Raw genomic sequence first — 18,692 nt, 5'->3', positions numbered from 1 at the left:
CATTCAGGCCGTGATCAGCACGCCGCGGTAGATCGGGTCTTCCATGGCGCGCCCGGTGCCCAGTGCGACGCAGGAAAGCGGATCTTCCGCGACACTGACGGGCAGGCCGGTTTCCTCACGCAGGTATTCGTCCAGCCCCTTGATCAGCGCGCCGCCGCCAGTCAGCACAATGCCCTGATCGACGATATCGGCGGCCAGTTCCGGCGCGGTGTTTTCCAGCGCGATCCGCACGCCCTCGACAATCGCGCCGATTGGTTCGGACAGCGCTTCGGCGATGTTGGCCTGGGTAATGGTGATTTCCTTGGGCACGCCGTTGACCAGATCGCGGCCCTTGATCTGGATCGATTCCCCGACCCCGTCCGCCGGGACCATGGCGACGCCGTAATCCTTCTTGATCCGTTCGGCGGTCGATTCCCCGATCAGCAGGTTGTGATGGCGGCGCACGTAGGACACGATCGCTTCATCCATCTTGTCCCCGCCGACGCGCACCGATGTGGTATAGGCGAGGCCGCGCAGCGACAGCACGGCCACTTCGGTCGTCCCGCCGCCGATATCGACCACCATCGAGCCGACCGGTTCGGTCACGGGCATGTCCGCGCCGATCGCGGCGGCCATCGGTTCCAGGATCAGGTAGACCGCGCTGGCCCCGGCGTTGCTGGCAGCATCGCGGATTGCGCGCTTTTCAACCGAGGTCGCGCCCGAGGGCACGCAGATCACGATTTCCGGATAGCGCAGCAGGCTTTTCTTGCCGTGGACCTTGCGGATAAAATACTTGATCATCTCTTCGGCGACTTCGATGTCGGCAATCACGCCGTCGCGCAGCGGGCGGATCGCCTCGATGCTGGCCGGGGTCTTGCCCATCATCATTTTCGCGTCGTCGCCCACGGCCTTGACCCGCTTGATCCCGTTGATCGTTTCGATCGCCACGACCGAGGGTTCATTCAGCACAATTCCGCGATCCTGAACGTAGACCAGCGTATTGGCGGTGCCCAGATCGATCGCCATGTTCTGAGAGCCGAATTTAAAGAAGCGCGACAGGAACGAAGACATTGAGAAGTCCGTACTTTTTGCCCCGAACAACCCGCGATTCGCAATTGTTTCCGGGGAAGGGGTGAGCGTAAGAGGCGCCGCCTTAGCGCAAGGCATGGTGAAAGGCCAAAAATTTGTGCTGAAACCGGGGGTTTTCCCCACTCTTGATCTCGAATTTCCGGCAACTCGTCGCTACGCACGGGGGATGCCCGACATTCGCCGCCTGCCCGATACCCTGGTCAACCGCATTGCGGCGGGCGAAGTGGTGGAACGTCCGGCTTCGGCGCTGAAGGAACTGGTCGAAAATTCGATCGATGCGGGCGCGCGGCAAGTCACCGTGCGGCTGACCGGCGGAGGGCTGGACGGGATCGAAGTGACCGACGACGGCTGCGGCATGCGGCCCGATGAAATCGCGCTGGCGCTGGAGCGCCACGCCACGTCCAAGCTGCCGGATGACCAGATCGAACTGGTCGCCACGCTGGGTTTTCGGGGGGAGGCGCTGCCATCCATCGCCAGCGTTTCGCGGCTCACGCTGGAAAGCCGCCCGCGCGGGAATGCGGAAGGCTGGCGGCGCGTGGTGGATCACGGCGCCGTCACCGGCGATGGCCCCGCCGCGCTGCCGCCGGGCACGCGGATCCGGGTTGAGGATCTGTTCGGCAAGATCCCCGCGCGGCGCAAGTTCCTGCGCTCGGCCCGCAGCGAATATGCCGCGTGTCTGGATGTGGTGCGTCGTCTGGCCATGGCGCGGCCCACCGTGGGGTTTGTGCTGGAACACGATGGCCGCCGCGTGCTGGCGGTCCAGCCGGGCGATTCCCTGCCGCACCGGGTGGCGCAGCTGGTCGCGCGCGAACTGGCCGAGGATGGCGTGGTGATCGAGCTGGAGCGCGGATCGGCCAGGCTGTCGGGCGTGGCGGGTCTGCCCACGTTCAATCGCGGCGTGGCCGATCATCAATACCTGTTCGTCAATGGCCGCCCGGTGAAGGACCGGCTGCTGGTGGGCGCGGTGCGCGGGGCCTATGCCGATATGCTGGCGCGTGACCGGCACGCGGTGCTGGCGCTGTTCCTGGACATTCCGCCCGAGGACGTCGACGTCAACGTCCACCCGGCCAAGACCGAGGTGCGGTTCCGCGATCCGGCGTTCGTGCGCGGGTTCATTGTTTCAGGCCTGCGCCATTCGCTGGAAAGCGCCGGGCAGCGCAGCGCCCAAGGCCCCGCCGCGCCCGCGATGGGCAACTGGCAGGCCGAACCGATCACCCGCACCAGCGAACCCGCCCCGGCGCTGGCATCGCTGTTCGCGCGCCAGTATGCGCCCTCCAGTGCGGCGGTGCGCGATGCCGGGGTGGCGTGGCGCGGCTATGAGCAATCGGTCATGGCCCCGCCCGCCGCCCGCGCCGAAGTGGCCGAGGACGCGCCCGCCCCGTCCGCGCAGCACCCGCTCGGCGTCGCACGCGGGCAGGTCGCGAACACATACATCGTGGCTGAGGCTGAAGACGGACTGGTGATCGTCGATCAGCACGCCGCGCATGAGCGACTGGTGCTGGAGCGGCTGAAAGCGGCGGGTGCGCAAGGTTCGGTCACCGCCAGTCAGGCGCTGTTGCTGCCCGAAGTGGTCGAACTCGATGAACCATCCTGCGACCGGCTGGAGGAACGCAGCGCCCAGCTGGCTGAATTCGGGCTGGCGCTGGAACGGTTCGGCCCGACCGCGATGCTGGTCCGCGCGGTGCCATCCGTGCTGGGCAAAAGCGACGTTCAGGCGCTGGTCCGCGACGTGGCCGATGATCTGGCCCAGAACGGTGATGCATTGCTGCTGGGCGAACGGCTCGATCTGGTGTTGGCAACGATGGCCTGCCACGGCTCGGTCCGCGCCGGACGCACGCTCTCGGTCGCGGAAATGAACGCCCTGCTGCGCGAAATGGAAGTTACCCCGCGCTCCGGCCAGTGCAACCACGGCCGCCCGACCTGGGTCAAGCTGGCGCACGGCGACATCGAGAAGCTGTTCGGGCGGAAATAGCCATACTCGTCACCCTGAACTCGTTTCAGGGTCCAGGTCTCGGCATGGCCAGAGGGTGCGAGGGCAAGCACGGCGACGGCTTGGGTGCGCGCCGTCGCACCGACGAATTTGCGGCACGATGGACCCTGAACCAAGTTCAGGGTGACGGGATTTTTGTGGGCGCAGGCAGGGCAAGTCCCTGATCTTTTCGTCACCCTGAACTCGTTTCAGGGTCCATGTCTCGCCATGTCCAGAGGGTGCGGGGGGCAAGCATGGCGACGGCTTGGGTGCGTGCCGTCGCACCCATGAATTTGCAGCACGATGGACCTTGAACCAAGTTGGCGTTTATCCCCTTCGCCACCGTAAAGTCTAAACCGTCATGCTGAACTTGTTTCAGCATCCATTTCTCGGCCCGCACTGTCCGTGCAGGAGGAGAGATGGACCCTGAAACAAGTTCAGGGTGACGCATGTGGTGGGAACGTATGTAAACGGCATAAGCGCCAACCAAGTTCAGGGTGATGGGATGTTTTGTGGGCGCAGGCAGGCCAAGTCCCTCCGCTTCCCCCAGACCCCGTTCGTCCTGAGCTTGTCGAAGGGCTGCTTTTCCGGGGTTCTGCCGTGACTTACCCAAGGCAAGGACGGCCCTTCGACAAGTTCAGGACGGGCGGGGTGGGGGGTAGGCGGTGAGAAGGTGGGGGGCACCCCCCGGATCAATCCCCGCGCACGCGGATCAGGCCGATGGATTTCATGCTCAGCACCGCCACGTCGTCCTGGTTGAACACCCGCACGGTGGACTGAAAGCTGCCCATTTCCGGGCGTGACTGGCTTTGCTTTTTGGAGGTCAGTTCGGTTTCCACGCGCAGGACGTCACCCGGAAAGACCGGGCGCAGCCAACGCAGTTCGTCCAGTCCGGGAGAGCCGAGCCCGGCCTGCTTGCGCTCGGTAATGTTGTCCACCAGCATCCGCATGACCATGGCGCAGGTGTGCCACCCACTGGCCGAAAGTCGGCCAAAGTGGGTGGCGCCTGCGGCGGCATCGTCGAGATGGAAGGGCTGGGGATCATACTTTCCGGCAAAGTCGATCACTTCCTCGCGCGTTACCTCGTAACGCCCGAACGCCGCCTTTGTCCCCACTTCGAGATCCTCGAAACAGACCAGCCCGTCATCCATCCTTCAGTTCCCCAGCATCAGTTTCGCAAACACCGTGTAGCCTATTGGGCTGTTCCCGTAATACGGGTCAAGCGCTGCTGGCTTGGCATAGGCGGACAGGCTGCCCCCCAGTGCGAGGCTGACCGGTCCCAGCGGGATGCGCCGGGCATAACCGGCCTGGAACTTGGTGACCCGGAAGGTCTGGTGGTGCAGCGGGTGGTGGTGATCGGGAAACAGCTCGTCATTGGCGACGTTCTCGACCCGCCCGAACAGACTGTTGTGCGCATCAAGGTCCCAGTTCACTTCACCCAGCCATGCGGTCAGCGAATGGCCCGGCACGCGGTCCTTGTTGCTGAACGCGGCCATCGCCGACACGCCCGTGCCGCTGGCGTAGTGGGCCGAGGCGGTGAAGCGGTACTCATCCTCACCGGGGTGGAGCGCTTCGGGCTGCTTGATCTGGCCATAGCTGGCCTGCACCGCCCAGCGCGGGCTGGGCGTCAGCGTGGCGCGGACCGACCACGAATCGAGTTTGGGCGTCTCGATGTTCCAGCGCCGTTCATCCGGCTCCGCCCCGCGAAACGCGCTGGCTTCCAGCTGGAACGCCTTGCCCGCGTACCCGGCGGTGATGACGCCGTATGTGATGTGGGTCGAATCGAACCAGTGGTGGGTGATCGGCGGTTCGGGATTATACTTGGCCGAGGCCCGGTGCATGAACGCGCTTGGCCCCAGCGCCGGTTCGCCAACCGGGCCACCATAGAGGAACAGCGAGCCGTCCCCCAGGTTGAAATCCACCCGCGCGGCCAGTTCCATGAACAGGTCATGCGGATGCTGGCGGTCGATCAGTGGCAGGCCCAGCGCGGTCTCACCGGTTGCGAACAGGTTGGGATAGCCCGCCGGGTCCATCGCCGGTTCCAGGCTGAGCATCGATTTGAACTGGACCTTGCCCCAGTCGGTATCGCGTGTGGCGCTGAGCATCGCCATCGAAGTGACATGGGCCTTGTCATCCCCGCGCGGTCCGCCGTGGTCGGTGTACTGGAGCGAGGCATTGCCGTGGACCATCACCATCCAGTCCCCGGCATTGATGTGCAGCCCCTGCATCGCGCCCTCGTTGCCGGGCAGGCGGGCGGTGCCGGACCCTTCGGCGTAAGGCAGGTCCGCGCTGGCATGGCCAGCGTGCGCGGCTTCGGGGGCGGGGTGGTGCATGGTCGAATGGTCATGCTCCTGCGCGAAGGCGGGAGGCGACAGGGCGGAGGCGCAGGCAAGCGCCGCCAGAGTGCGGTAAATCATTGGAATATCCTGAAGTTCGGCAATACGGGACCGGCCCGGTCGGGCGCGGCCAGAGGTAACCGGTTCAGGCTTTGGGCGGGGGTGTATCCGGGCCGCTGCGGGCCAGCGCGGCAGCGCTGGTCAGGGCCGGGACCGGCGGCTGGCCGGGCAGGGCCAGCGGTTCGCTCGCCGCCGGAACGAACCCCAGCGGGGCAATGCAGCCGATGCAGTCATGCTTCATCGGGGCGGGTGACTGCGGGTGGTGCGCCGGGGCGGGAGCGGACTTGCCGTGGCAATCCATCACCGCTTCCGCCGCCGGTGCCGCAGGGTGCGCCAAAGGCATGGCCGCCGCGGGGAGGGCGAGGCACGCGATCAGGACAGCCATGAGGAACCGGCTCAGCATGATGTCGCTATAGTCCCGCCGCGGCGCGTTGCCAATCAGACGTTGAACTTGAAGTGCAGGACGTCGCCATCGGCGATGACGTATTCCTTGCCTTCCTGCCGCAGCTTGCCCGCTTCCTTCGCGCCCGTTTCCCCGCCCAGCGCGATGTAATCGTCAAACGCGATGGTTTCGGCGCGGATGAAACCGCGCTGCATGTCGGAATGGATTTCGCCCGCCGCTTCGGGGGCCTTGGCGCCCTTGTGGACGGTCCAAGCGCGGGCTTCCTTCGGCCCGACGGTGAAGAATGTGATCAGGTGCAACAGCTCATAGCCCGAGCGGATCACGCGGGCGAGGCCGGTTTCGTGGAGGCCCATCTCCTCCAGGAAGACCATGCGTTCCTCGGCGTCCATGCCGACCAGTTCGCTTTCGATCGCAGCGGAAACGATCACCGCTTCGGCGCCTTCGGCCTTGGCTTTTTCGAACACGCTGGCGGTAAAGACGTTGCCGTTCGCGGCGCTGGTTTCCTCAACGTTGCAGACATAGAGCACCGGCTTGGCGGTCAGCAGCTGGGCCTGGTCGAACACGCGGCGTTCTTCCTCGTCGGTCGGCCGGGCGAGCCGGGCAGGCTTGCCGGCGCGCAGCAGTTCCAGCGCGGGTGCCAGCACGGCGGCGAGCAGCTTGGCGTCCTTGTCGCCCTGCGCGGCCTTTTTCTGGGCGGCGGGAACCCGCTTTTCCAGGCTTTCCAGATCGGACAGCATCAGTTCGGTCTCGACCGTATCGGCATCGGACACCGGGTCGATCTTGTTGTCGACGTGCTGGATGTCGTCATTCTCAAAGCAGCGCAGCACGTGGACGATCGCGTCCACTTCGCGGATGTTGCCCAGGAACTGGTTGCCCAGCCCTTCGCCCTTCGACGCGCCGCGCACGAGGCCGGCGATATCGACGAAGCCCAGCTGGGTCGGGATGATCTTCTGGCTGCCGGCGATTTCGGCCAGCTGGTCCAGCCGGGGATCAGGCACGCCGACGTTGCCGACGTTCGGCTCGATCGTGCAGAACGGATAGTTCGCCGCCTGCGCCGCCTGCGTTTCGGTCAGTGCGTTGAACAGGGTGGACTTGCCAACATTCGGCAGCCCGACGATCCCGCAGCGGAAACCCATTTCATTCTCCGGTATAAGTGTTGCGGCGGCCCATAGCGGGGGCGGGGCGGTTTGACCAGTTCGCGGAAGGCCAGCGCAGCGGCTTCACCGAAATTTCAGGGATTGCGGCTATTGCGGAGGGGTGATGAACCGGTTGACCCGCCTTGTGCTGCCGCTGACCAGCGCGCTGATCCTTGCCGCTTGCGGAACCAGTCCCGCCGAGCGGCTCGATACGGCCCGTCAGGAAATCGCGCGGCAGAACTATCTCGCCGCGCTGGAGGCCTTGATCCGGGTGGCCCCGAATGATCCGGCCATCGCTTATGTACGCCGCCAGTTGCAGGCGCGATAGTTCAGTCCTGGACTTGCCATCATGCGGCGGCCCATAGCGGGGGCGGGCGGTTTGGCCAGTTTCACGAAATCTTTAGCGCCGGGTGCGATCATGCTGCCATGAAAACACACGCCGCCATCTCCGCCCTCGCTGCCGTCCTGCTGCTGTCCGCCTGCGCGAAAAGCCCTGAGGAACTCGCCCAGCAAGCGCGCACCGAATTTGCCGCGAACGATTACGGCGCGGCGCGCACCAGTCTGGTTGCCGCGCTGACCGTGCGCCCGGATGACCGGGAGCTGCAATTACTGCAAGTCCGCACGCTGCTGGCGCTGGGCGACGGGGAAGGCGCGCGCAGCGCGGTCGAGCGGCTGGCAGGGAACAAGCCGCCGCAAGGCGTGCTGGGCCAGTTGGCGGCGGAGGCCGCCTTGCTGCGCAAGGCACCCGATGTTGCGGTAACGCTGCTGACGGGTGACGGATCAGTCGAGGCGAACCGGCTGCGCGCTGCGGCAGCGCTGCAGAAACAGGATGCGGCGGGTGCGATCCGGTATCTCGATCAGGCCGTCGCGGCTGGCGGCAGCGGCGCGGTATTCGCCGATTACACGCGGTTGCTGCTGCTGAACGACGATGTAGCCGGTGCACAGGCGATGCACGCCAGGGCGCAGGCGATGGCGCCAGGAATGCTTGCAGTGCAGTTGACCGGTGCTGAGCTGGCGATCCGGCAAGGCGATCTGGCCCGTGCGCTGGCCAGTTATACCAAGGCCGCGCAGACGTATCCGGGCAATACCGCGGCGATGACCGGAAAAGCCGCCGTGCTTGGCGATCTGGGCCGGTTTGACGAGATGGAACAGGCGCTGGCCCCGCTGGCAGCGGCTGCGCCGAAGGATCCGGTCGTGGCCTATCTCAAGGCCCGCCTCGCGGCATCGCGCAAGAACTGGGACGGTGTGCGTCAGGCGATCCTGCCGGTTGAGGCCGGGCTGGGGCAGCAGGACCCGGTGCGTCTGATCTATGCCGAAGCCCTGACCAATCTGGGGCAGGCCGAGCTTGCCATTGCGCAGGCGGCACCGATCGCCCGCGCCAATCCCGACAACCGCGAGGCCTTGCGGATTCTGGCTGAGGCGCAGTTCCGGTCAGGTGATCCGGGTGCCGCGATGCGCACGTTTGCTCCGGTCGTGCAGGGCAACGCGGTGCGGCCCGAGGAACTGGCGCTTTACGCCCGCCTGGCCAAGGCGGCTGGCGCACCCGATGCCGGTTCGCTGGCGAACCGGGCCAAGGCTCCGTCCCCGCAGGCGCTGGGCGCGGACCTGGCCGAAGGCGATGCCGCTATGAAAGCGGGTAACTGGGCGCGCGCGGCGGTGGCTTATGATCGAATTCTGGCCGTGACCGACGGCCGCAACGTGCTGGTGCTCAACAACATGGCCTATGCCCAGGCGATGCTGGGCAATCTGGATCGCGCCCGCGAACTGGCTGACAAGGCGCTGAAGCTGGCCCCGGACAATGCCTCGGTGCTCGATACGGCGGGCTGGGTGCGGATCCGGTCCGGCAAGGATCTGGAACAGGGCAAGGCCCTGTTGCGCAAGGCAGCCCAGAAAGCACCGGGCAACGCGGCAATCCGCGCCCATCTGGCCGAAGCAGAAAATCGGGGCGGCTAACAGGATTTTTGCCCTGCGCCGCCCCGTCAGAATGCTGGATTAGTCAGATCAGGCCGCCGCGAACGTCAGGCGGCGGCGGCGGGTGCGCAGCGCCAGCAGCAGCAGCGCGCCGCCCATCAGCCCGACCATGCCCGGTTCGGGAACTGAAGTCCCACCCGTCGAGGTTGAGCCGCCGGACGTGGTCCCGCCCGACGAGGTCGAGGTGAGCGTGCCCGATCCGCTGGCCGAAGTGACATTGCCCGCCCCGGTGATCGACTGATACCGCACGAAGAAATCGCTCAATGTCAGCGATGTCAGCGGCTGGCTGAAGTTCAGGGTGAGCGAGCCGGTGCCGGTCGCGCCGTCCAGCAGGCCACCGCTTCCGCCGCCAGCGCAGCTGCCGGTCTTGGCGTCCTTGAAGCACACGTCGATCGCGCCGATGCCGTTGGGATAAGTCGAGTTCAGCGTGGTATAGCTGAACGCCCCGGTCGACGATGCGCTGGAAATGGTGGGGTCGGTGTTGAAGGCGAACGACGAGACCCGCGAGGTCAACGGGTCGCTCGTCGTGTTGCTCAGCGAGTAGTTGAACGTATAGCTTGTGCTGGTCGAGCCGGTCAGCGTGAACGTCGCCGAAGACGTCAGATCGGCGATTTCCATGCTGTCGGCAAAACCGTTGAACGAGAACGTGAACGACTTGCCCACGTCGCCCGAACCCAGCGTGATCGCATCGGCCATGGCCGGCGTTGCGGTAAACATCAGGCTGGCGGCTAGGGCGGGCAGCAGCTTTGCGGTCATGTTCATGTTGAATCCCCAATGCAATGGTTGACGTAAGCGTTGCCGATTCCAACGCAATCACCGTGCCAATCGTGGATTTCCTAGCACCTCACTGGTTAACGGGTCGCTGCGACTGGTGCGATTGTAAAGTGCATCGACAGACCTCGTGGTTAATCATGCACGGCCTTGACCCATGGCCCGACCGGTGAATTGCCCAGCCAGGCCACCTGCGTTTCGGCGGCGACGCGGTTGATGGCTTCCTGGGGCTTGTTGCCGGGATGGACCGCGCGGCGCAGCGGGCGGCGTCCGGCGGGCAATGCGGCGATTTCGGCAATGGCGCGCGGGACATCGGCGGGATCGGCGCTGCGGCCCGATCCGGTTTCGGTGCCCATCCGGGCGATCAGTTCCGGATAGCCAGCGGCGCGTTCGGCATCGATCCGGGCTTTCAGTTCCAGGTTATACCGGTTGCGGTTGACCCAGACTTTGGTGGGATAGCCGCCGGGCTGGATAATGCAGACCTCTACCCCGTGCGGAGCCAGTTCATAGGCGAGCTGCTCGCTCAGCGCTTCGAGCGCGAACTTGGTGGCGGAATAGTGCCCGCCCGCCGGGGCGATGACCCGGCCCAGCTGGGATGAGATGTTGAAGATCAGCCCCGATTTGCGCGCGCGCATCGCGGGCAGGACCGCGCGGATCACCCGCTGCACGCCGAACACGTTGGTATCGAACGCCAGCTGCGTGGCGGCCATGTCCTGCACTTCGACCGGGCCGGTGACGCCAATTCCGGCGTTGTTGATGACGATATCCAGCGCGCCGCCCGCCATCCGCTGGGCGGTGCCGACCGCCTCGGCAATCTCTGCGTCGGACTGCACATCGAGCGGCAGAACAGTGATGTCCAGGCTTTCGCGGGCGGCCAGTTCGATCAGCTCATTCGCCTCTGGGCGCGGCAGGTTGCGCATCGTGGCGAACACCTTGGCCCCGAGCCGCGCGTAATGTTCCGCGCCAACGCGGCCAAACCCGCTCGACGCACCGGTGATGAACACGGATTTGCCCTTCAGGCTGGGCGCGGCCGGATCGGCGGCGCTGGCGGGCAGCGTGGCCGCCGCAGCGGCGGCGGTGGTGGCAGCAAGCAGCGAACGGCGGGTCAGTTCAGGCATGGCGCTCTCCGGGCATGGTTTGCGCGCGAGAATAGTTGGCTGACGGCCGCTGTCGAGTGAACTTTAGGGCTGGGGGGGGCAGTCTTGCTGACGCAATCAGTCTTGCTGACGGAGCGCCACGTCGCTCATGAAGCGGGCGTTGTCGCCCTTGGCCAGCCATTCGGCCTCGCCCGCGATCGCGCCCAGCATGTCGGTCAGCGGGTCCATTTCGGCCTTGGCGAAATTGCCCAGCACGTAACCGGTGACGCGGTCCTTGTGGCCGGGGTGGCCGATGCCCAGCCGTACCCGCCGGAACTCCGCGCCTAGGTGCTGGTCGATCGAGCGCAGGCCGTTATGGCCGGCGGTGCCGCCGCCCTGCTTCACCTTGACCCTGAACGGAGCGAGATCCAGCTCGTCATGAAACACCGTCAGCGCATCGGTGCCAAGCTTGTAGAAGCGCAGCGCCTCGCCCACGGCGCGGCCGCTTTCGTTCATGTAGGTCGCGGGTTTGAGCAGCAGGATCTTTTCGCCGCCGATCCGGCCTTCCTGCAACCAGCCCTGAAACTTCTTCTGGACCGGGCCGAAGCTGTAAAAATCCGCAAGGGTATCGGCCACGATAAAGCCGATGTTGTGCCGGTGCAGCGCATATTGCGGACCGGGATTGCCAAGGCCGACCCACAGTTGCATCACACCGCCTCCGTAACAGCAAAGCGCCCCTGCGCGGACGGGGGCCTTGGCCGGTCAATGCCGGACAACGCCCCCTGCCTGCGCAGAGGCGGCAATGCGTGTGCGCGTCTTAGTTCGTGTCACCTTCCGCCGAACGCAGGCCCGAAGGCGCAACGAGCGTGGCGATGGTGAAGTCGCGATCGGTGATCGCGCTGGCCGAACCGGCGGGCAGCTTGACGTGGCTGATGTGGATCGAATCGCCCAGATCGAACCCGGCAACGTCGATGCTGATGTCGTCAGGAATCTTGTCCGCGTCGCAGATCAGTTCCAGTTCGTGGCGAACGATGTTCAGCACGCCGCCGCGCTTCAGCCCCGGCGAGGCTTCTTCGTTGGCGAAAATCACCGGAACGGCAACGTGAACCTTCGCATTGCCGGTCAGCCGCAGGAAATCCGCGTGGAGCGGGCGCGAGCTGACGGGGTGGAAAGCGACGTCCTTCGGCAGCGTCTTCACGGTCTTGCCGCCAACTTCGACCTCGACGATCGAGTTGAGGAAGTGGCCGGTGCCCAGCAGCTTGTTCAGCAGCTTTTCCTCGACGTGGATCGCGAGGGGCTCTTCATTGCCACCATAGACAACAGCGGGGACGCGGCCTTCACGACGCAGTGCACGGGAGGCTCCCTTGCCAGCCCGTTCGCGCGTCTCAGCCGGCAGGTGCAGAGTATCGCTCATTGCATTTGCCTTTCAAAACGAGATTGTTCCATTTCCTCCGGCCACGCCTCCAGGGATGACCATGCCGGGGAAGCGCGGGCCATTAGCCGCAAGCGCGGTGAAAAGCAAGGGAATTGCGGCTGTCGCGCCGTCCGCCGCCTAGCGGAAACGGTGCCAAAGGTACGTGACCACCGACGCCGCGAGCGCGAGCAGCATCATGGTCATGTGCGAAACCGGCTCGATCACGCGGGCCATGGTCAGTGTCTGCACGATCATGGCGGACGTCACGGCCGTATAGAAGCCGACCGTGTTGCCCCACAGGATCGCGCGTTCTTCCTGCTCGTCGATGGCGCGGTGGTGCCAGAACGCCCCGATCAGCGCGAACAGGGCCACCACCACGGAGAACACGATTGCGAACGTCGGATGGATTTGACCCGGCGCGGTATAGATCGATCCGCCAAGCCCCTGTCTCACCGCATAGAGCACGGCCACGGCGGCAAGGCCGGGCAGCAGCATCGCGCGCCACACCCGGCGCTGGCGGAGGCGGGCGCGCTGTTCGCCGGGAATGGCGGAATTGGGGTCAGGCCTGGTCATCAAAGATCTCCTCGATCGAAGTGTCGAACAGGCGGGCGATCCTGAATGCCAGCGTCAGCGATGGGTCGTGCTTGCCGGTTTCGATGGCGTTCACGGCCTGGCGCGATACGTCGATGCGGCCAGCCAGTTCAGCCTGGCTCCAGCCGCGCGCGGTGCGCAGTTCTCTTACGCGGTTGTGCATTCTGGCTCACTCGTCATGTCAGGTAAACATGACATAGCGCGATTCGATTTGATGTCAAGTTAACATGACACCGCGCTGAGTTACTGCACCCGCCGCACCGTGTAGCCCTGCGCGGCGAGCAAGGCGGGCACGCCTTCCGGCCCGGCCAGATGCGCCGCGCCAACCGCGACGAAGGGCTGCTCGCCCGCCGCCATCAACTGCCGCAGCCGTTCGGTCCAGGCCCGGTTGCGGGCCGTCAGCAGCGCGGCCCGGAGTTCCGGGTCGGTCAGGAAATCACGGTTCGTCTCGGCCGTGATCGCGGCCATGTCGCCCGTGGCCCAGGCCTGCTCCATCCGCCGCGCATCATCCAGCGGAGCCTTCACCCCGCGCAGCACCGCCAGCAGCAGTTCGACCTGATCGTCCTCGGCCAGCCGGTCGAAGATGCCCAGCTGCGCTTCCGCGCCCTCGAACTCGCCCACCGCCTTGCGATACTGGCGGACCAGCGCGCGGTCGACGCCGTTGCTGCTGTCCAGCCCGGATTTCGCGGAAATCCCCTGCTGGAGCGTCAGCGCCGCCGCCCAGGTTTCCAGCCCGTCCAGCTTGCCGGTCAATCCCAGATCGGCCAGCACGCGCTCCAGCGCCGGACGGTTGGCTGGCGGCACCCGCGCGGTCAGCGGCGGCAGGCCGGGGGACTGGCCCAGCCGCGCGAACGTCCCCGCCAGCGCCGCGCCATCGTTGATCTTCGCGACTTCCAGCACCAGCCGGTCCGACGCGGCCAGCGCGGCCTCAACCTTGTCGGAGCGCCAGTCGACCGGATCGGGCAGGGCGTGGATCGTCCCGAACAGCCATGCGCGCTGCCCGGCCGGGCCGGTCACTTCCCACATCGCGGGCGTAACCTCTGGCGCGGGCTTGCAGGCCGCAGCCGCGAGCGCCAGCGCTGCGGCCAGCAGAACCCGCTTACTGAACACGCTGCGTCGCAACCCCGCCGCGCGCCAGATAATCCTGCACGCTGTCCTTGCCGCCGAGATGGCCAGCGCCGACCGCGACGAACACCGTTCCCGGCGTATCGAGCCGCGCGCGCAGCCATGCGGCCCAGGCCTTGTTCCGGTCGGTCAGCAGCGCCTGCATCATCGCCGGGTCTTCCTGTTCCGCGTTCATCAGCGCGGCCAGCCCTTCGGCGTCGCCCGCGCTCCACGCGCTGACGATCTTGCCCACTTCGGTGTCGATTGTCGGCAGGGCATCGACCACCGCCAGCAGGTATTCCTTCTGCACTTTGGGCGACAGGCCGTCGAACAGGCCAAGCTGATAGTCCAGCGTTTCCAGCCCGATCCGGGGGGCGCCGCGCGCCTTGTTGCGGGCGGCCAGCTGTGCTTCCACCCCGTTGGCCAGATCGAACCCGCCGCGTTGCAGCGGCACGACCGACAGCATCACGGCGGCATACCACGGCTTGAACTGATCGAACGCGTTGAGCGGCAGGTTCAGTTGCATCAACGCGGTGTCGAACTTTGCCAGCTGCGCCTTGCTCATTTGTCGGCGCAGGGACTTCCCCTTGGGCAGAAACGCCCGCCGCACCGTCACTTCCTGGGTTTCGGCCAGCGTCAGGTCGGGGATTTCGGTGACGAGTTCGGCAGAGCTTTCAAACGCCGCCGCTACCCCGCCGGAATACCATTCGACCCCCGGCGGCAGCAGGTGGATCGTCCCGAACAGATAGATCGTGGTGTCCGCGTCCGCCACTTTCCACAGCGCGGGCCGCGCTTCCTGAATGGTGATCGCGCCAGCGGGATCGAGCGTTTCCAGCCCATGCCCGGCGTGCTGCGCAAGCGTCACCGGGCCGAGTGAAAGCGCGCCAATCAGCGTCAGCGCGGCGGCGAATGTCCGGGTAATCCTGTTCATAGCGCTGCATATAGCGCGGCTTTCCTGTCCGTCGATGAATCAAAGCGGATATTGACCGGCCAAGGCCGGTGCGCCAAAGGCCGCAGCCATGTCAGACCCGGCAAAACCGCTCAGCTTTCAGGACATGATCCTGCGTCTCCATGCTTTCTGGAGCGCGCAGGGCTGCCTGATCCTGCAACCCTATGACATGCGGATGGGCGCGGGCACGTTCCACCCGGCCACCACGCTGCGCGCGCTGGGGCCTGAACCGTGGAGCGCGGCCTATGTCCAGCCCAGCCGCCGCCCGACCGACGGGCGCTACGGCGAAAACCCCAACCGGTTGCAGCATTACTATCAGTATCAGGTGATCCTGAAGCCCAACCCGGCGAACCTGCAGGAACTCTACCTGCAAAGCCTTGCTGCCATCGGCATCGATCCGCTGGCCCACGACATCCGCTTTGTCGAGGATGACTGGGAAAGCCCGACGCTGGGCGCGTGGGGGCTGGGCTGGGAAGTCTGGTGCGACGGGATGGAAGTCACCCAGTTCACCTATTTCCAGCAGGTCGGCGGGTTCGATTGCAAGCCGGTCGCGGGCGAAATCACCTACGGGCTGGAACGTCTGGCGATGTACATTCAGGGCGTGGACCGGGTGTACGACCTGCGCTTCAACGACCACGGCGTCAGCTATGGCGACGTGTTCCTGAAGAACGAGCAGGAGCATTCGAAGTACAACTTCGAAGTGGCCGATACCGCCAGCCTGTTCGACGGCTTCGCCAAGGCCGAGGCGGAGTGTATGCGCTGCATCGATGCCGCCGTGCCGCTCGCCGCCTATGACCAGGCGATCGAGGCCAGCCACTTGTTCAACCTGCTGCAGGCGCGCGGCGTGATTTCCGTGCAGGAACGCGCCAGCTACATCGGCCGCGTGCGCGATCTGGCCAAGGGCAGCTGTCAGGCGTGGATCGAAAAGAACACGCCCGAATGGGAAGCCAGGTTTCCGGGGTGGACGGTATGATGCTGCAAGCCATCTCCGCTGCCAACCACTCTCCGTTCGTGTCGAGCGAAGTCGAGACACGCTGCACCCAGCCCGAACGGGATTTTGCCTGATGTCTGATTTTCTCCTCGAACTGCGCTCGGAAGAAATCCCCGCGCGGATGCAGGCCGGTGCGCGCGCCGATCTGGAAAAGCTGTTCCGCAAGGCCATGGCCGACGCGGGCGTGACGCTGGGCGCGGTGACCGTGTGGTCCACCCCGCGCCGTCTGGCCCTGATCGCGCGCGATCTTCCGTCGGCAACCGCTGCCGTCAGCGAAGAAGTGAAGGGGCCGCGCGTTGGCGCGCCGCCGCAGGCGCTCGAAGGGTTCCTGCGCAAGACCGGCCTCACCGAAGACCAGCTGGTGGAACGCGACGGCGTGCTGTTCGCCGTGTCCGAAAAGCCGGGCCGCGCGACTGCCGAAGTGCTGGCCGAGGCCATTCCCGCCTTGGTCCGTGCCTTCCCCTGGCCGAAGTCGCAGCGCTGGGGCGCTGCCTCGATCTCGACCGAGAGCCTGCGCTGGGTGCGCCCGCTCTCGGCCATCGTTGCACTGTTCGACGGGACCGTGGTGGACTGCGAAGTCGGCGGGATCGCCGCCGGTCGCCTCACGCGCGGGCACCGCTTCCACTCGGACGGCGACATCGCGATTGATGGCGTGGACGACTACGCCGCCAAGCTGCGCGCCGCGCACGTGATCGTCGATCATGCCGAGCGTCAGGACCTGATCCGAACCGCCGCCAAGGCCGCCGCTGCCGCCGAAGGGCTGACGCTGGTGGAGGACGAAGGGCTGGTGATCGAGAACGCAGGGCTGACCGAATGGCCGGTGCCGCTGCTCGGCCGGTTTGATGAGGCTTATCTGGAAGTCCCGCCCGAAGTCATCCAGCTGACCGCGCGGACCAACCAGAAGTATTTCGTCTGCGAAGCGGAAGGCAAACTCGCCAACGCCTTCGTCTGCACCGCCAACATCGCGGCTGCCGATGGCGGCACGGCCATCGTCGCGGGCAACCGCAAGGTGCTGGCCGCGCGCCTGTCCGACGCCAGCTTCTTCTGGCAGCAGGACCGCAAGGTTTCGTTGGAAGATCAGGCCAAGAAGCTGGAGCGGATCACGTTCCACGAAAAGCTGGGCACCGTGGCCGACAAGGTAGAACGGGTCGCCAAGCTGGCCCGCTGGCTGGTTGAGGAAGGCATCGTCACCGCTTCCTCCCCGAACCGGGGAGGGGGACCAGCGCAGCTGGTGGAGGGGCAGGTGCCGACCCGCGAAGCCCTCGCGGACATGGCCGAACAGGCAGCGCGCCTGTGCAAGGCCGATCTCGTGACCGAAATGGTCGGGGAGTTTCCGGAACTGCAAGGCCTGATGGGCGGCTACTACGCCCGCGCCGAAGGCTTGCCCGATGCGGTGGCCGACGCGATCCGTGATCATTACAAGCCGGTCGGGCAGGGTGACGATGTGCCGACCGCGCCGGTGACGGTGGCGGTGGCGCTGGCGGACAAGCTGGATACGCTGGCCGGGTTCTTCCTTATTGATCAACGTCCGAGTGGATCAAAGGATCCATTTGCACTTCGCCGCGCAATTCTAAGCGTTGAAGCTTTGATTATCACAAATCTGATTAGCGTCAGCCTTTCCCGCTTACTGCTTCCTGCGATAAAATTTCACGCATGGTGGGCATACATCCAATGCATGGATAACTCACTGTTCAAGTCTTTCACCAAAATGGAACTTTGGCTAGAGATTGTAAAACATTACCCCGGTGTTGAGATCGTCTTTGAAGATTCCAAGAACTTCAAAGTGAAGTCTAACGGTGAGCTTATGCTGGCTTCCGGTAGCGCAAAGACGGGACTTGCTCCGCAAATTCTAGGTGAAGTTGACTGTGAACGTGCGCTGGTCACTTTTGCTGTTGACCGCCTGAAGGTCCAGCAAAAGGAAGCGGGCGTCCGCCACGACCTGATTGACGCCGTGTTCGCACTCGGCGGCGAAGACGATCTCGTCCGCCTGCTCGCCCGCGTCCACGCGCTGCAAGCGTTCGTCGGATCGGAAGACGGCACCAACCTGCTGGCCGGGTACAAGCGCGCCGCGAACATCCTCAAGAAGGAAGAGTTCGCCGCCGGGGTCGTCAATCCCGCCCCAGAACCCGCCGAAGCCGCGCTGATCGCCGCGCTCGATGCCGCCGCGCCGCTGGCCGATGCGGCGATCGCGGCCGAGGACTTCACCGCCGCCATGGCGGCGCTGGCCTCGCTGCGCGCGCCGATCGACTCGTTCTTTGAAAGCGTCACGGTCAACGCCGATGATCCGGCGGTGCGCGCGGCGCGACTGGGGCTGTTGTCCAGTTTCCGTGCTGCGGTGCACAAAGTGGCTGACTTTTCGCGGATCGAAGGCTAGTCACGCGCCACACCGTCCAGTGAGTCGGCGGTTCCTGATAGTGGCGGATTTCCATGACTGCATACGTATTCACTTTCGGTGGCGGCGTTACTCATCAGGACCCAAGGGCCAAGGACAAGACGATTGTCGGCGGCAAGGGCGCAAATCTGGCTGAAATGGCCGGGATTGGCCTGCCGGTGCCGCCGGGCTTCACCATCACCACCGAAGAATGCGTGCGCTATCTGGCCGAGGGCGGGGACTTTTCCGCTGACGTCCAGGCCGAAGTCGCTGCCGCGCTGACCCAAATCGAAGCCGCCGTCGGCAAGAAGTTCGGCGATGCCGCCGATCCGCTGCTCGTCTCGGTCCGCTCCGGCGCGCGGGTGTCGATGCCGGGGATGATGGACACGGTCCTCAACCTCGGCCTCAACGACGAAACCGTGCAGGGTCTGGCCGCGTCATCGGGCGATGAACGGTTCGCGTGGGACAGCTACCGCCGGTTC

19 protein-coding genes are annotated in these 18,692 nt (G+C 65.5%); 6 read left to right on the top strand and 13 right to left on the bottom strand.

The window, feature by feature from the left end; genetic code table 11:
• Positions 1–3 precede the first annotated feature (3 nt).
• On the bottom strand, positions 4–1,050 hold the full coding sequence (locus Q8Q53_RS01930) for a rod shape-determining protein (RefSeq protein WP_305700059.1): 1,047 nt from the start codon (positions 1,048–1,050) through the stop codon (positions 4–6).
• A gap of 184 nt (positions 1,051–1,234) precedes the next feature.
• Between Q8Q53_RS01930 and mutL the strand changes: the two genes are divergently transcribed.
• Positions 1,235–3,040, top strand: a complete 1,806-nt coding sequence (gene mutL, locus Q8Q53_RS01925) for a DNA mismatch repair endonuclease MutL (protein WP_305700058.1) — start codon at positions 1,235–1,237, stop codon at positions 3,038–3,040.
• A gap of 689 nt (positions 3,041–3,729) precedes the next feature.
• Here the strand turns inward: mutL and Q8Q53_RS01920 are convergent.
• From Q8Q53_RS01920 to ychF, 4 genes are all read right to left on the bottom strand, one after another.
• Positions 3,730–4,188 (bottom strand): MaoC family dehydratase, encoded by a 459-nt coding sequence (locus tag Q8Q53_RS01920; protein WP_371136485.1) that lies wholly within the window; start codon positions 4,186–4,188, stop codon positions 3,730–3,732.
• Positions 4,189–4,191: 3 nt separating this feature from the next.
• On the bottom strand, positions 4,192–5,454 hold the full coding sequence (locus tag Q8Q53_RS01915) for a hypothetical protein (protein WP_305700057.1): 1,263 nt from the start codon (positions 5,452–5,454) through the stop codon (positions 4,192–4,194).
• Between the two features lie 64 nt (positions 5,455–5,518).
• Positions 5,519–5,836: a hypothetical protein gene (locus tag Q8Q53_RS01910; protein WP_305700056.1), complete on the bottom strand. Its 318-nt coding sequence runs from the start codon at positions 5,834–5,836 to the stop codon at positions 5,519–5,521.
• Positions 5,837–5,871: 35 nt separating this feature from the next.
• On the bottom strand, positions 5,872–6,972 hold the full coding sequence (gene ychF / locus Q8Q53_RS01905; RefSeq protein ID WP_305700055.1) for a redox-regulated ATPase YchF: 1,101 nt from the start codon (positions 6,970–6,972) through the stop codon (positions 5,872–5,874).
• A 124-nt stretch (positions 6,973–7,096) separates the two neighbouring features.
• Between ychF and Q8Q53_RS01900 the strand changes: the two genes are divergently transcribed.
• Both Q8Q53_RS01900 and Q8Q53_RS01895 read left to right on the top strand, forming a co-directional pair.
• A complete protein-coding gene (locus Q8Q53_RS01900; RefSeq protein WP_305700054.1) occupies positions 7,097–7,300 on the top strand; it encodes a hypothetical protein in 204 nt (67 codons plus the stop codon).
• A gap of 98 nt (positions 7,301–7,398) precedes the next feature.
• Complete coding sequence (locus tag Q8Q53_RS01895) at positions 7,399–8,925, top strand: tetratricopeptide repeat protein (protein ID WP_305700053.1); 1,527 nt, start codon at positions 7,399–7,401, stop codon at positions 8,923–8,925.
• A gap of 48 nt (positions 8,926–8,973) precedes the next feature.
• Here Q8Q53_RS01895 and Q8Q53_RS01890 read toward each other — a convergent pair whose 3' ends face one another.
• The 8 genes from Q8Q53_RS01890 to Q8Q53_RS01855 all read right to left on the bottom strand — a co-directional run bounded on the left by Q8Q53_RS01890 (position 8,974) and on the right by Q8Q53_RS01855 (position 14,830).
• Positions 8,974–9,705, bottom strand: a complete 732-nt coding sequence (locus Q8Q53_RS01890; RefSeq protein ID WP_305700052.1) for a cistern family PEP-CTERM protein — start codon at positions 9,703–9,705, stop codon at positions 8,974–8,976.
• A 143-nt stretch (positions 9,706–9,848) separates the two neighbouring features.
• A complete protein-coding gene (locus Q8Q53_RS01885) occupies positions 9,849–10,832 on the bottom strand; it encodes an SDR family oxidoreductase (RefSeq protein ID WP_305700051.1) in 984 nt (327 codons plus the stop codon).
• A 96-nt stretch (positions 10,833–10,928) separates the two neighbouring features.
• On the bottom strand, positions 10,929–11,498 hold the full coding sequence (pth, locus tag Q8Q53_RS01880; RefSeq protein ID WP_305700050.1) for an aminoacyl-tRNA hydrolase: 570 nt from the start codon (positions 11,496–11,498) through the stop codon (positions 10,929–10,931).
• 109 nt (positions 11,499–11,607) lie between these two features.
• A complete protein-coding gene (locus Q8Q53_RS01875) occupies positions 11,608–12,204 on the bottom strand; it encodes a 50S ribosomal protein L25/general stress protein Ctc (protein ID WP_305700049.1) in 597 nt (198 codons plus the stop codon).
• A gap of 138 nt (positions 12,205–12,342) precedes the next feature.
• On the bottom strand, positions 12,343–12,777 hold the full coding sequence (locus Q8Q53_RS01870) for a hypothetical protein (protein WP_305700048.1): 435 nt from the start codon (positions 12,775–12,777) through the stop codon (positions 12,343–12,345).
• Positions 12,764–12,958 carry a helix-turn-helix transcriptional regulator gene (locus Q8Q53_RS01865; RefSeq protein ID WP_305700047.1) on the bottom strand — a complete coding sequence of 65 codons (195 nt, stop codon included), beginning with the start codon at positions 12,956–12,958 and terminating at the stop codon, positions 12,764–12,766. Before Q8Q53_RS01865 ends, Q8Q53_RS01870 begins: the two co-directional genes overlap by 14 nt.
• Positions 12,959–13,038: 80 nt before the next feature.
• Positions 13,039–13,905 (bottom strand): TraB/GumN family protein, encoded by an 867-nt coding sequence (locus Q8Q53_RS01860; protein WP_305700046.1) that lies wholly within the window; start codon positions 13,903–13,905, stop codon positions 13,039–13,041.
• Positions 13,895–14,830: a TraB/GumN family protein gene (locus Q8Q53_RS01855; protein WP_305700045.1), complete on the bottom strand. Its 936-nt coding sequence runs from the start codon at positions 14,828–14,830 to the stop codon at positions 13,895–13,897. The genes Q8Q53_RS01860 and Q8Q53_RS01855 overlap by 11 nt, the downstream gene beginning before the upstream one ends.
• A gap of 88 nt (positions 14,831–14,918) precedes the next feature.
• Between Q8Q53_RS01855 and Q8Q53_RS01850 the strand changes: the two genes are divergently transcribed.
• The 3 genes from Q8Q53_RS01850 to Q8Q53_RS01840 all read left to right on the top strand — a co-directional run.
• Positions 14,919–15,821 carry a glycine--tRNA ligase subunit alpha gene (locus Q8Q53_RS01850; protein ID WP_305700044.1) on the top strand — a complete coding sequence of 301 codons (903 nt, stop codon included), beginning with the start codon at positions 14,919–14,921 and terminating at the stop codon, positions 15,819–15,821.
• Positions 15,822–15,912: 91 nt separating this feature from the next.
• The gene (glyS, locus tag Q8Q53_RS01845) at positions 15,913–18,213 is read left to right on the top strand and encodes a glycine--tRNA ligase subunit beta (protein ID WP_305700043.1); all 2,301 of its coding nucleotides are present in this window, start codon (positions 15,913–15,915) and stop codon (positions 18,211–18,213) included.
• Positions 18,214–18,266: 53 nt separating this feature from the next.
• The coding region (locus tag Q8Q53_RS01840) for a PEP/pyruvate-binding domain-containing protein (RefSeq protein ID WP_305700042.1) at positions 18,267–18,692 on the top strand (426 nt) is incomplete at its 3' end.

It is taken from the genome of Novosphingobium sp., assembly GCF_030699305.1.
GTDB lineage: Bacteria > Pseudomonadota > Alphaproteobacteria > Sphingomonadales > Sphingomonadaceae > Novosphingobium.
The sequence above is the reverse complement of the archived record's forward strand: the minus strand, read 5'-3'. Positions and strand labels throughout refer to the sequence as shown.

Excerpts from the sequence above, each read along its gene's own strand:
- mutL (WP_305700058.1), top strand. The coding sequence starts at position 1,235 with ATGCCCGACATTCGCCGCCTGCCCGATACCCTGGTCAACCGCATTGCG.
- glyS (WP_305700043.1), top strand. The coding sequence starts at position 15,913 with ATGTCTGATTTTCTCCTCGAACTGCGCTCGGAAGAAATCCCCGCGCGG.
- Q8Q53_RS01920 (WP_371136485.1), bottom strand. The coding sequence starts at position 4,188 with ATGGATGACGGGCTGGTCTGTTTCGAGGATCTCGAAGTGGGGACAAAG.
- Q8Q53_RS01885 (WP_305700051.1), bottom strand. The coding sequence starts at position 10,832 with ATGCCTGAACTGACCCGCCGTTCGCTGCTTGCTGCCACCACCGCCGCC.
- pth (WP_305700050.1), bottom strand. The coding sequence starts at position 11,498 with ATGCAACTGTGGGTCGGCCTTGGCAATCCCGGTCCGCAATATGCGCTG.
- Q8Q53_RS01910 (WP_305700056.1), bottom strand. The coding sequence starts at position 5,836 with ATGCTGAGCCGGTTCCTCATGGCTGTCCTGATCGCGTGCCTCGCCCTC.
- Q8Q53_RS01930 (WP_305700059.1), bottom strand. The coding sequence starts at position 1,050 with ATGTCTTCGTTCCTGTCGCGCTTCTTTAAATTCGGCTCTCAGAACATG.
- ychF (WP_305700055.1), bottom strand. The coding sequence starts at position 6,972 with ATGGGTTTCCGCTGCGGGATCGTCGGGCTGCCGAATGTTGGCAAGTCC.
- Q8Q53_RS01915 (WP_305700057.1), bottom strand. The coding sequence starts at position 5,454 with ATGATTTACCGCACTCTGGCGGCGCTTGCCTGCGCCTCCGCCCTGTCG.
- Q8Q53_RS01900 (WP_305700054.1), top strand. The coding sequence starts at position 7,097 with ATGAACCGGTTGACCCGCCTTGTGCTGCCGCTGACCAGCGCGCTGATC.
- Q8Q53_RS01895 (WP_305700053.1), top strand. The coding sequence starts at position 7,399 with ATGAAAACACACGCCGCCATCTCCGCCCTCGCTGCCGTCCTGCTGCTG.
- Q8Q53_RS01855 (WP_305700045.1), bottom strand. The coding sequence starts at position 14,830 with ATGAACAGGATTACCCGGACATTCGCCGCCGCGCTGACGCTGATTGGC.
- Q8Q53_RS01850 (WP_305700044.1), top strand. The coding sequence starts at position 14,919 with ATGTCAGACCCGGCAAAACCGCTCAGCTTTCAGGACATGATCCTGCGT.
- Q8Q53_RS01865 (WP_305700047.1), bottom strand. The coding sequence starts at position 12,958 with ATGCACAACCGCGTAAGAGAACTGCGCACCGCGCGCGGCTGGAGCCAG.
- Q8Q53_RS01890 (WP_305700052.1), bottom strand. The coding sequence starts at position 9,705 with ATGAACATGACCGCAAAGCTGCTGCCCGCCCTAGCCGCCAGCCTGATG.
- Q8Q53_RS01870 (WP_305700048.1), bottom strand. The coding sequence starts at position 12,777 with ATGACCAGGCCTGACCCCAATTCCGCCATTCCCGGCGAACAGCGCGCC.
- Q8Q53_RS01875 (WP_305700049.1), bottom strand. The coding sequence starts at position 12,204 with ATGAGCGATACTCTGCACCTGCCGGCTGAGACGCGCGAACGGGCTGGC.